The organism is Nocardioides sp. B129/18 (assembly GCF_055282735.1).
In genome coordinates, this window is the sequence record NZ_JBUZJI010000007.1 from 14,306 (window position 1) to 24,901 (window position 10,596).

At 73.2% G+C, this 10,596-nt stretch carries 12 protein-coding genes; 7 read left to right on the forward strand and 5 right to left on the reverse strand.

Annotated features, from left to right (window positions below):
• Window positions 1–22: 22 nt before the first annotated feature.
• Window positions 23–811, reverse strand: coding sequence for an SDR family NAD(P)-dependent oxidoreductase (locus ACZDWJ_RS06955; protein WP_463520206.1), 789 nt, complete (start codon window positions 809–811; stop codon window positions 23–25).
• 60 nt (window positions 812–871) lie between these two features.
• Between ACZDWJ_RS06955 and ACZDWJ_RS06960 the strand changes: the two genes are divergently transcribed.
• Together ACZDWJ_RS06960 and ACZDWJ_RS06965 are read left to right on the forward strand one after the other, a co-directional pair.
• Window positions 872–1,651 carry a ParA family protein gene (locus ACZDWJ_RS06960; RefSeq protein ID WP_463520207.1) on the forward strand — a complete coding sequence of 260 codons (780 nt, stop codon included), beginning with the start codon at window positions 872–874 and terminating at the stop codon, window positions 1,649–1,651.
• Window positions 1,652–1,662: 11 nt separating this feature from the next.
• Entirely contained in the window at window positions 1,663–2,280 is a 618-nt protein-coding gene (locus tag ACZDWJ_RS06965; protein ID WP_463520208.1) for a L,D-transpeptidase, read from the forward strand.
• A 63-nt stretch (window positions 2,281–2,343) separates the two neighbouring features.
• Here ACZDWJ_RS06965 and ACZDWJ_RS06970 read toward each other — a convergent pair whose 3' ends face one another.
• Window positions 2,344–3,882 (reverse strand): DEAD/DEAH box helicase, encoded by a 1,539-nt coding sequence (locus ACZDWJ_RS06970; protein WP_463520357.1) that lies wholly within the window; start codon window positions 3,880–3,882, stop codon window positions 2,344–2,346.
• A gap of 299 nt (window positions 3,883–4,181) precedes the next feature.
• Here ACZDWJ_RS06970 and ACZDWJ_RS06975 point away from each other — a divergent pair, with 299 nt between their 5' ends.
• Window positions 4,182–4,928, forward strand: coding sequence for a ferritin-like fold-containing protein (locus tag ACZDWJ_RS06975; RefSeq protein ID WP_463520209.1), 747 nt, complete (start codon window positions 4,182–4,184; stop codon window positions 4,926–4,928).
• A 94-nt stretch (window positions 4,929–5,022) separates the two neighbouring features.
• Here the strand turns inward: ACZDWJ_RS06975 and ACZDWJ_RS06980 are convergent, their stop codons facing one another.
• Window positions 5,023–5,244: a DUF3107 domain-containing protein gene (locus tag ACZDWJ_RS06980; protein WP_463520210.1), complete on the reverse strand. Its 222-nt coding sequence runs from the start codon at window positions 5,242–5,244 to the stop codon at window positions 5,023–5,025.
• Between the two features lie 98 nt (window positions 5,245–5,342).
• Window positions 5,343–5,939 carry a TetR/AcrR family transcriptional regulator gene (locus ACZDWJ_RS06985; RefSeq protein ID WP_463520358.1) on the reverse strand — a complete coding sequence of 199 codons (597 nt, stop codon included), beginning with the start codon at window positions 5,937–5,939 and terminating at the stop codon, window positions 5,343–5,345.
• Window positions 5,940–6,218: 279 nt separating this feature from the next.
• Between ACZDWJ_RS06985 and moeZ the strand changes: the two genes are divergently transcribed.
• From moeZ to ACZDWJ_RS07005, 4 genes are all read left to right on the forward strand, one after another.
• Complete coding sequence (moeZ, locus tag ACZDWJ_RS06990; RefSeq protein WP_463520211.1) at window positions 6,219–7,445, forward strand: adenylyltransferase/sulfurtransferase MoeZ; 1,227 nt, start codon at window positions 6,219–6,221, stop codon at window positions 7,443–7,445.
• Window positions 7,446–7,533: 88 nt separating this feature from the next.
• Window positions 7,534–8,439, forward strand: coding sequence for a hypothetical protein (locus ACZDWJ_RS06995; RefSeq protein WP_463520212.1), 906 nt, complete (start codon window positions 7,534–7,536; stop codon window positions 8,437–8,439).
• Window positions 8,440–8,704: 265 nt separating this feature from the next.
• Complete coding sequence (locus ACZDWJ_RS07000; RefSeq protein WP_463520213.1) at window positions 8,705–9,067, forward strand: MGMT family protein; 363 nt, start codon at window positions 8,705–8,707, stop codon at window positions 9,065–9,067.
• Between the two features lie 47 nt (window positions 9,068–9,114).
• Window positions 9,115–9,810 (forward strand): lysophospholipid acyltransferase family protein, encoded by a 696-nt coding sequence (locus ACZDWJ_RS07005; protein ID WP_463520214.1) that lies wholly within the window; start codon window positions 9,115–9,117, stop codon window positions 9,808–9,810.
• Between the two features lie 22 nt (window positions 9,811–9,832).
• Here the strand turns inward: ACZDWJ_RS07005 and ACZDWJ_RS07010 are convergent, their stop codons facing one another.
• Window positions 9,833–10,534, reverse strand: a complete 702-nt coding sequence (locus ACZDWJ_RS07010) for a TIGR00266 family protein (protein ID WP_463520215.1) — start codon at window positions 10,532–10,534, stop codon at window positions 9,833–9,835.
• Window positions 10,535–10,596 lie beyond the last annotated feature (62 nt).

Genomic DNA, 10,596 nt, shown 5'->3' on the forward strand with positions numbered 1-10,596 from the left:
GCTCGGAGGGCTCCGTGCGCCCCTACTTCCGGCCCAGCGACTGGAACCGCTGCAGGACGCCGTTGGGCACGACGCGCGCCACGGTGCTGATCGCCTGGTAGCGCACGCTCGGGATCGAGTAGATCTTGCCGGACGCGTGGTCGGCCAGGGCCTGGCGCACGAGGTCGTGGGCGTCGAGCCACAGCCACGACGGTGCGGAGTCCTGCGCGACGCCCATGCGCTCGTGGAACTCGGTGCGCACGAACCCCGGGCACAGCGTCGTGACGGTGACGCCGCGGGGGCGGTACTCGTGCGCCGCCCACTCGCCGAACCGGTTGACCCACGCCTTCGCGGCGCCGTAGGTGCCGCGGGGCAGGAAGGAGGCCACCGAGGAGACGTTGACGATGCCGCCGTGCCCGCGCTCGGCCATCGGTCCCAGCGCCGCGTGGCTCAGGCGCAGCACCGCGGTGACCAGGACGTCGAGCATCGCCGTCTCCTGGTCGGCGGAGTTGCCGAGGAAGCGGTCCTTGAGCCCGAAGCCGGCGTTGTTGACCAGCAGGTCGATCGGGCGGCCGCGGTCGGCCAGCCGCTCCTCGACCCGGCGCATCTGATCGCGGTCGGCGAGGTCGGCGCCGAGCACCTCGACCTCCACCCCGTGCTCGGAGCGCAGCCGGGCCGCGAGCTCCTCGAGCCGGGCGACGTCGCGGGCGACGAGCACGAGATCGTGGCGCGCGGCCGCCAGCTGCTCGGCGAAGGCCAGGCCGATGCCGGCCGAGGGGCCGGTGACGAGGGCGACGGGGCGGGTGACCAGAGGGGTGGGGGACGCGCTCATGTGCCCAGTAGAGCAGCACGTGCGACACGGGCGGCCGGTTGTCCGGCATGATGGCGAGCGATGACCACGACACTCGCGATCGCCAACCAGAAGGGCGGCGTCGCCAAGACCACCTCGGTGGCCTCGATCGGCGCCGCGCTCGCCGAGCTGGGCCACTCCGTGCTGCTCGTCGACCTCGACCCGCAGGCGTGCCTGACCTTCTCCCTGGGCATCGACCCCGAGGACCTCGAGATCTCCGTGCACCAGGTGCTCACCAAGGGCACCGACCCGCGCGAGGTCATCCTGAAGACCGACGACGGCGTCGACCTCCTGCCGGCCACGATCGAGCTGGCCCGCGCCGAGGCCGACCTGCTGACGCGCACCGGCCGCGAGCACGTCGTCGCCGGCGTCCTGGAGTCGCTGGCCGAGGCCGACGCCTCCTACGACTGGGTGCTGCTCGACTGCCCGCCCTCGCTGGGCGTGCTCACCGTCGCCGCCCTCACCGCCGCCGACGGCGTCCTGGTGCCGCTGCAGTGCGAGACCCTCAGCCACCGCGGCGTCGGGCAGCTGCTCGACACCGTCCACGACGTGCGCCGCTTCACCAACAAGGGGCTGCAGGTCTGGGGCGTCCTGCCGACGCTGTTCGACGGCCGCACCAACCACGCCCGCACCGTGCTCGAGACGATCTCGGAGACCTACGACCTCGAGGTCGTCGAGCCCCCGATCCCCAAGACGATCAAGTTCGCCGAGGCCCCGGCCGCCGGGCGATCGATCCTCGCCACCAGCCGCTCCAACAAGGGCGCCCAGGCCTACCGCCAGGTGGCGGTCAACCTGGTCGCCCGCGCGCAGCGGAAGGCCTGAGCGGGGCGGCCGTGACGGGAGCCCGCGTCCGGCGGACCCGCCCGCGCTACGGCCGGGTGGCCCTGCTGGCGACGGCCGTCCTCACCACCCTCGTGGCGGTGCTGGGCGGCGTCGGCGTGCTGCCCTCGGACGCCGACGACCCCGCCGAGGCGGCACCGGTGGCCGCCGAGACCGCGGCGCGCACCTCCGACGGCCCGCTGGCCGCGCCCGCGGCCCAGGACGACGTCCTGCCGCCGGGCACCGGCGCGGGGCGGCGCGTGGTCTTCGACCAGAGCCGCCAGCGGGTCTGGCTGGTGACCGCCGGCGGCTCGGTCGCCTCGACCTACCTGGTGTCAGGCAGCGTCACCGACAACCTCAGGCCGGGCCGGTACGAGGTGTTCTCGCGCTCGGCCCGCGCCCGCGGCATCGAGGACTCCGGCACGATGCGCCTGTTCGTCCGCTTCACCCGCGGCCCCAGCGGCGCGGCGATCGGCTTCCACACCATCCCCGTCGACGACGGGCGTCCGGTGCAGACGGTGGCCGACCTCGGCACCGCGCAGTCGCACGGCTGCATCCGGCAGCGCTACGCCGACGCCGAGCGGATGTGGCGCTTCGCCCCGCTCGGCACCCGCGTGGTCGTCGTCGCCTGAGCCGGGAACCGCACACGGCCCCGGGGAGTCCCCGGGGCCGTGTGATTCACGCGTGGCTGATGCTCACTCCGCTGCGGGAGCGGCCGCGGACTCGCCGCCACCGCCGCCGCTGCGACGCCGACGACGCCGACGCGGAGCGCCGCCCTCGCCCGAGCCCTCGCCCTGGCCCTCGCGCTGGCCCTCGCCCGCGGGAGCGTCGGAGCGTCCGGCCGGCGCCTCGGCGGCGCCGCCCTCGACCGGGCGCCCGTTGCGGGTGCGCGTCCGGTTGCGGTTGCGGTTGCGCGGGGCCCGCTCCGAGCGCTCGCCGCGCTCGGCGGGCTCACGCCGCTCGACCGGCTTCGGGGGCGCGATGCGGCCCTTGGTGCCGGCCGGGATGCCGAGGTCGGTGAAGAGGTGCTCGGAGGTGGAGTAGGTCTCCTGCGGCTCGTCGAAGGGCAGGTCGAGCGCCTTGTTGATGAGCTTCCAGCGGTGCAGGTCGGCCCAGTCGACGAAGGTGATCGCCTTGCCGGTGGCCCCCGCGCGGCCGGTGCGGCCGATGCGGTGGACGTAGGTCTTGTCGTCCTCGGGGCAGGTGGCGTTGATGACGTGGGAGACGCCGCGCACGTCGATGCCGCGAGCCGCGACGTCGGTGGCGACGAGCACCTTCAGCTTGTCCTCGCGGAACCGGGCCAGCGCCTTCTCGCGCGCGACCTGGGCCATGTCGCCGTGCAGGGCGCTGGCGCTGAAGCCGCGCTCGACGAGGTCGTCGGCCACCCGCTGCGCCTGGCGCTTGGTGCGGGTGAAGACGATGACCTTCTCGACGTCGTCGGCCTGCAGGATGCGGCCGATGATCTCGGGCTTGTCGAGGTCGTGGGCCTGGTAGATGAACTGCTCGGTGGCCGGCACGGTGGCGATCTCGTAGGAGGACTCCGCGCGGATGTTCATCGGCGTGTTCATGTGCATGCGGGCCAGGGCGACGATGGCCGAGGGCATCGTGGCCGAGAACAGCATGGTCTGGCGGTTGGACGGGGTCATCCGCAGCAGCTTCTCGACGTCGGGCAGGAAGCCGAGGTCGAGCATCTCGTCGGCCTCGTCGAGGACGAGGGCGTGGACGTGGGAGAGGTCGAGGGCCCGCTTGTTGGCGAGGTCGATGAGGCGACCCGGGGTGCCGACGACGACGTCGACGCCGGCCTCGAGGGCCTCCAGCTGGGGCTCGTAGCCCACGCCGCCGTAGACGGTGAGGACCCGCAGGCCGAGGTCGGCGCCGGCCAGGGCGAGGTCGCTGGCGACCTGGATCGTCAGCTCGCGCGTGGGCGTGACGATGAGGGCCTGCGGCTTGCCCTGCGGCTTCTCCGCGTAGGCGGGGTCGCTCACCGGGGTGCTGCGCTGCAGCACCGGGATGCCGAAGGCGAGGGTCTTGCCGGTGCCCGTGCGGGCCTGGCCGATCAGGTCGGTGCCCTGCAGGGCGACCGACAGCGTCATCTCCTGGATGGCGAAGGGCGTGGTGATGCCGGCGCGCTCGAGCGCGTCACAGATCTCGGGGCGCACCCCGAGCTCGCGGAAGGTGGTCAGTGGCTTGTCGCTTTCGTGATCTCGGACGGTCAGGCCGATTCGTGTCGGAATGCGGCGGGCCGGGTCGAGTCACGAACGTGGGTTCACGGACGCCGGGCCGAGAGGCCGACGGCGTGGACTCATCAGTGAGGTCACGGGCTCGCCGCGCACATGCGTGCCGCTCGCTCCGCCCCGGGTGGCGCGGGGATGCGGCGGGTGCACGAGGTCGTGCGAGGGCCAGTCTAGCCCGTGGACGTCCACGCAGTGGCTTCCTCGGCGATCCCGCGGCGATCCCGCGGCGATCCCGCGGCGATCCCGCGGCGATCCCTGGGCGATCCCTGGGCGACGCGGCGCCCGGATACGCTGCGCGCATGTCCACCCCCGAAGCCGGTGCCGCCACCGATCCGCAGGCCCCCGCCGCCGCGTCCGCGCTCGAGGAGGACGCCCTCGCGTTCGCCGACCCGGCCTACCGCGAGGCCGTCGTCGACCTCCTCGGCGTGATCGCCTACGGCGAGATCTCCGCCTTCGAGCGGCTCGCCGAGGACGCCCAGCTCGCGCCGTCGCTGGAGGACAAGGTGGCCATCGCGGGGATGGCCTCGAAGGAGTTCGGCAAGGTCGCGCTGCTGCACGGGCGCATCAGCGCGCTCGGCGCCGACCCCTACGAGGCGATGCGTCCCTTCCGGGTGGCCGTCGACTCCTTCCACGAGCGCACTCAGCCGGCCGACTGGTGGGAGGGCCTGGTGAAGGCCTACGTCGGCGACGGGCTCGCCGACGACTTCTACCGCGAGATCGCGGCCTTCCTCGACGCCGGCACGCGCGACCTCGTCGTCTCCTCGATGGAGGACACCGGCCACGCCGCGTTCGCCGTCGAGCGGGTGCGGGCGGCCATCGCCGCCGACCCGCGGCTCGGTGGACGCCTCGCGCTGTGGGGACGCCGGCTCATGGGGGAGGCGCTCACCCAGGCCCAGCGCGTCGCCGCCGAGCGCGACGCGCTCTCCTCGCTGCTGGCCGGCGGCGTCGACCGGCCGGGTCTCGACCTCGCCGCCATCGGGCGGATGTTCACCCGCCTCACCGAGCGGCACACCGAGCGGATGGCCAGCCTCGGCCTGGAGTCCTGAGCTCCGCCCAGGCAGGACGAGGGGCCCGGAGCTGCTGCTCCGGGCCCCTCGTGCGTCTGCGTCAGTCGGACCTCGGTCCAGCGTCAGGTGCGTGTCAGCTGCGGAAGCCGACCGCGCCGACCGTGCTGCTGCCGATCTCCACGTAGGCGATCTTGGCGCTGGGCACGATGATCGTGCGGCCCTTGGTGTCCTTCAGGGTCAGCACGCCCTCGCCGGACACGGCCTCGGCGACCTGCGCGGCGACGTCGTCGGGCGACGCGTCGGTCTCGACCACCAGCTCACGCACGGCCTGCTGCACGCCGATCTTGACCTCCACGGGAACCTCCTCGTCTCGGGCCGCCGGACGGCGGGCACTCGCTGGCTCGAAGCGTACGGGGCCGGTGTTCTGTTCCCGCCGGGGGATCGGCGCCGGGGTCAGTGCTCGGGGTGGTCCTCGGCCTTGGGGTAGCCGCGGATGCCGCGCCAGGCCAGGCCCGCGACGAGCGCCGCGGCCTGCGGACGCTCGATGCCGCCGCCCTCGTCGAGCCAGAAGCGGGCGCTGACCTGGGCCATGCCCACCAGCGAGACCGCGAGCAGGCGGGAGGCGGCGTCCGGGAGGCCGGTGTCGTCGCGGATGACCTCGGCGATGAGGGCCGCGCACTCGTGGGTGACGCGGTCGACCTGCTCGCGGACGGCCGGCTCGTTGGTGAGGTCGGACTCGAAGACCAGGCGGAAGGCGCCGGAGTCGTTGGCGACGTACTCGAAGAACGCGTCGATCGTCGCGGCCACGCGCAGCTTGTTGTCGTCGGTGGACTCCAGGGCCGCGCGGCAGTTGGCGATGACGGTGTCGCAGGAGGCGTCGAGCAGCGCGAGGTAGAGGTCGAGCTTGCCGGGGAAGTGCTGGTAGAGCACCGGCTTGGAGACGCCCGCGCGCTCGGCGATGTCGTCCATCGCGGCCGCGTGGTAGCCCTGCGCGACGAAGACCTCGAGGGCGCTGTCGAGCAGCTGCGCGCGGCGCTCGCGGCGCGGCATGCGGCCGCCTCGGGGGCGGGACTCGGTGTCGAACTGACCGGTGCTCACCGTCATGCTCCTCGGCGCTGGTGCTCTCGGACCACGGGTGCCGACGCACCCGCGAGCGGGAAGCCTACTCGCAGGTAGCCGCGGGTCCGCATGACGGGACTCGTCAGGCTCGCCGGGGGCGCGAGGCCACGATGGTGGGAACACCGGCGCGACGCCGAGCGTTGCGCCCGGAGTCCGTCGTCGTCGACACCACCCGTCGACGTCCGCCACCCACACCGAGGAGCACCGGTCGTGACCTTCCCAGCACTCGTGGAGCCGGCAGCCGAGCTGACCGTCGACGAGGTCCGTCGCTACAGCCGCCACCTGATCATCCCCGACGTCGGCATGACCGGGCAGAAGCGGCTGAAGAACGCCCGGGTGCTCGTGATCGGCGCCGGCGGCCTGGGCAGCCCCGCCCTCATGTACCTCGCGGCCGCGGGCGTCGGCACGCTCGGCATCGTCGAGTTCGACGAGGTCGACGAGTCGAACCTGCAGCGCCAGATCATCCACGGCCAGTCCGACGTCGGCCGCCCCAAGGCGGTCTCGGCGAAGGAGTCGGTGGCGGAGATCAACCCGCTCATCGAGGTCGTCGTCTACGAGGAGCGCCTCGACAACGACAACGTGCTGCAGATCTTCGAGGGCTGGGACCTCATCGTCGACGGCACCGACAACTTCGCGACGCGCTACATGGTCAACGACGCCGCGTACTTCCTGAAGATCCCCTACGTCTGGGGCTCGATCTACCGCTTCGACGGCCAGGCGTCGGTCTTCTGGCCGCACGCGGTCGACACCGACGGCAACCGCGTCGACGCGCCCTGCTACCGCTGCCTCTACCCCGAGCCCCCGCCGCCGGGCATGGTGCCCAGCTGCGCCGAGGGCGGCGTCCTGGGCGTGCTGTGCGCGAGCATCGGCTCGATCCAGGTCAACGAGGCCATCAAGGTGCTCACCGGCGCCGGCGACCCCGCCGTCGGCCAGCTGGTCATCTACGACGCCCTCGAGCTGAGCTGGCGCAAGCTCAAGGTCCGCAAGGACCCCAACTGCGCGCTCTGCGGCGAGAACCCCACCGTCACCGGCCTCATCGACTACGAGACCTTCTGCGGTGCGATCTCCGACGAGGCCGCCGACGCCGCCGCCGGCTCGACGATCTCGGTCACCCAGCTCGACCACATGCTCAAGGAGCGCGCCGAGGGCAGCCGCGACTTCGTCCTCGTCGACGTCCGCGAGCCCAACGAGTACGAGATCAACCAGATCCCCGGCTCGGTGCTGATCCCCAAGGGCGAGTTCCTCAACGGCAACGCCCTCGAGCAGCTGCCCAGCGTCGACTCCGGCATCCAGGTGGTCCTGCACTGCAAGTCGGGCGTGCGCTCGGCCGAGGCGCTGGCCGTCGTCAAGGGCGCCGGCTACGACGACGCCGTGCACGTCGGCGGCGGCGTCGTGGCGTGGGTCAACCAGATCGACCCCAGCCAGCCGTCGTACTGACGGCCCCGACGCCGGTGCCCCCGGCGTCCGCCTGCTGAGAGCCCGGCCCCGGACCGTGACGGTCCGGGGCCGGACTCGTTGTGGGGTCATGACTGCCCGTCTGCTCCCCGTCCGCGGTCGCGCCGCGGTGCCTGCCACGCTCGGCCTCCTCGCCGCGCTGCTCCTCAGCCTCCTCGCCGGCCCTGGGCTCGCTCCCGCCGACGCCGCCTCCGCCCGCTACGCCCGCTGGGCGCCCGCCGCGTCCGCGACCCTGACGCCGGGCACGCAGATGTACACCGCCGGCGCGCAGTGCACGAGCAACTTCGTCTTCACCGACTCCCGCGGCAACGTCTACCTCGGCTACGCCGCCCACTGCGCCGGCAAGGGCGAGGCCACCGACACCGACGGCTGCAAGGTCGACTCGGTGCCGCTCGGCACCAAGGTCACCTTCAACCGCGGTGGCAACCTCGCCAGCGACGGCACTGTGCTGGCCACCGGACGCCTGGCGTACTCGTCGTGGATCACGATGCGTCGCCTCGGCACCACGGACGCCAACACCTGCGCCTACAACGACCTCGCCCTGGTGCGCGTCGCCGCCGCCGACCGTCGCACGGTGAACCCGAGCGTGCCGCAGTGGGGCGGCCCGACCGGCCTCTCGACGTCGTCCCTGGCCGCCGGCGACCGCGTCTACAGCTACGGCGACTCCAGCCTGCGCGGCGGGCTCTCCCCGCTCTCCCCGAAGGTCGGCCTCGCCCTCGGCGACCAGGCCGCCGACGGCGGCTGGAGCCACGGCGTCTACACCCTCACCCCGGGCATCCCCGGCGACTCCGGCTCGGGCTTCCTCGACGGCCAGGGCCGCGCCATCGGCGTCCTGTCGACCGTCGGCCTGCTCCCGCTGCCGCTCTCCAACAACATCGGCGACCTCGCCCGCGAGCTCGCCTTCGCCCAGAAGCACTCCGGCATCCCCGGCCTGCGGCTGGCGAAGGGCACCGAGCCGTTCACCGGTCCGCTCTGAGGCCGGCTGATCAGGTCAGGGGAAACTGGCTGTTGTCGGGGGAAGTTTCCCCTGACAACGTCCGGTTTCCCCGGCTGACCGGGGAAGCTTCCCCACTCCTGAGGCTCCTGGGACGTGCGGGACGACGTTCGCCGGCTCGTCGATCAGGTCAGGGGAAACTGGCCCTTGTCGGGTGAAGTTTCCCCTGACAACGTCCGGTTTCCCCGGCTGACCGGGGAAACCTCCCCACTCCTGAGGCCCCTGGGACCCATGGGACGATGACGCCGTGCGCCACCCGGAGGACTACGTCGAGCAGGTGCTGGCGCTGGTGGAGAGCATCCCGGTGGGGCGGGCGACGACGTACGGGGCGCTGGCCGACGCGGTCGGGCGGTTCGGGCCGCGGAGGGTCGGCGCGGTGATGGCCGAGCACGGGGCCGGCGTGCCGTGGTGGCGGGTGGTGCGGGCCGACGGGTCGCTGCCCGAGCCGCTGCGGGCGCGGGCCGCGGAGGAGCGCCGTGTCGAGGGGACGCCGGTGCGCGCGTCGGGCTCGGTCGACCTCCCCGCAGCCTTCTGGCAGCCGCCGCTGCCGCACGACCCGGGCAGGCCGGGCAGGCCGGGCAGGACGGGAGAGGACGACGCCACCGCGTGACGGACGCCGCTTCGGCTGACCGGCCGGTAACCGCCAGACTGGCGGTCATGGCCGAGGACCCGCTCTACCGCCTGCTCCACCCGGTCATCCCGCCGCTGGCCCGGGCGATCTGGCGCCCGCGCGTCGAGGGCCTCGAGCACGTGCCGGCCACCGGCGGGGTGCTGCTGGCGTCCAACCACCTCAGCTTCGTCGACTCCGTGGTGATCCCGGTGGTCGTGCCGCGCAAGGTGGTCTTCCTCGCCAAGTCCGACTACTTCACCGGCACCGGCGTCTCCGGATCGCTGAGCCGCGCCTGGTTCTCCGGCCTCGGCATGCTGCCGGTCGACCGCGACGATCCGCGCGCGGCGCTGGCCAGCCTCGACACCGCGCTCGGGGTGCTCGAGCGAGGGGAGGCGTTCGGGCTCTATCCCGAGGGCACCCGCTCGCGCGACGGCCGGCTCTACCGCGGTCGCACCGGCGTCGCGCACCTCGCCCTCACCGCGGGGGTCCCGATCGTGCCGGTCGGGTTGATCGGCACCGAGCGGCTGCAGCCGGTCGGGTCGCGACTGCCGCGCCTGGCGCAGGTCACCGTGCGGTTCGGCGCGCCGATCCACGTCCGGGGGCCCCAGGCCGAGGTGTCCTACGAGGGCATGGCGCTGGGCCGGGCCCGCCGGGAGGTCACCGACCGCGTCATGACCGCGATCGCCGCGCTCAGCGGCCAGGAGCCGGCGGGCGTGTTCAACGACCGCGCCCCCGACGCCTGAGCCCGCGTCAGGAGAGCCCGCGTCAGGAGAAGATGCCGCCGCCGCTGTTGCCCGACTGCGGGGTGGGGAGCTTCGGGATCAGCCAGCCGAGGAAGGCGTCGGTGCTGCGCGTCTGCACGTAGATGCGGCCCGGGCCGGTGAGGTCGCAGACCAGGCCCTCGCCGGAGAACAGCGTCGACTTCCAGCCGCCGACCTTGCGCACGGCGTACTGGACGCCCTCGGTCCAGGCCACCATGTGGCCGGTGTCGACGGTGTAGGTCTGGCCCGGCTGCAGGTCGATGGCGTGGATCGCGCCGTAGCTGCTGAGCACGAGCTCGCCCTGGCCGGCGATGCGCAGCATGAACAGGCCCTCACTGGAGAAGAACGTCTTCCCGCCGCCCCACTGGGTGTCGACCGTGATGCCGGCCGAGGAGGCCAGGTAGGAGCCGGACTGGACGAACAGCGTGCCGTTCAAGGGCCACGCGACGACGTCGCCGGGCAGGCTCGGCGCGACGTAGAGCTCGGCGCCGTCGACCTGCGCGGTGAAGGTGTTCATGAAGAACGACTCCCCGCCGAGGACGGCCCGCTTGAGGCCCTTGAGGACGCCGCCCTGCGTCGAGGTCTCCATCGTGACGCCGGCTGACATCGCCAGCATCGCCCCGGACTCGGCGCGGACGGTCTCGCCGGCGGCGAGGGTGAGCCTGGCGGTGGCGTAGGCGGGGGAGTACATGACCTCGGTGCGCATGCGGCGAGCGTAGTGGCGCCGACGCACCCCCGTCCCGGCCCCGTCCGGAACTGTCGGCACTG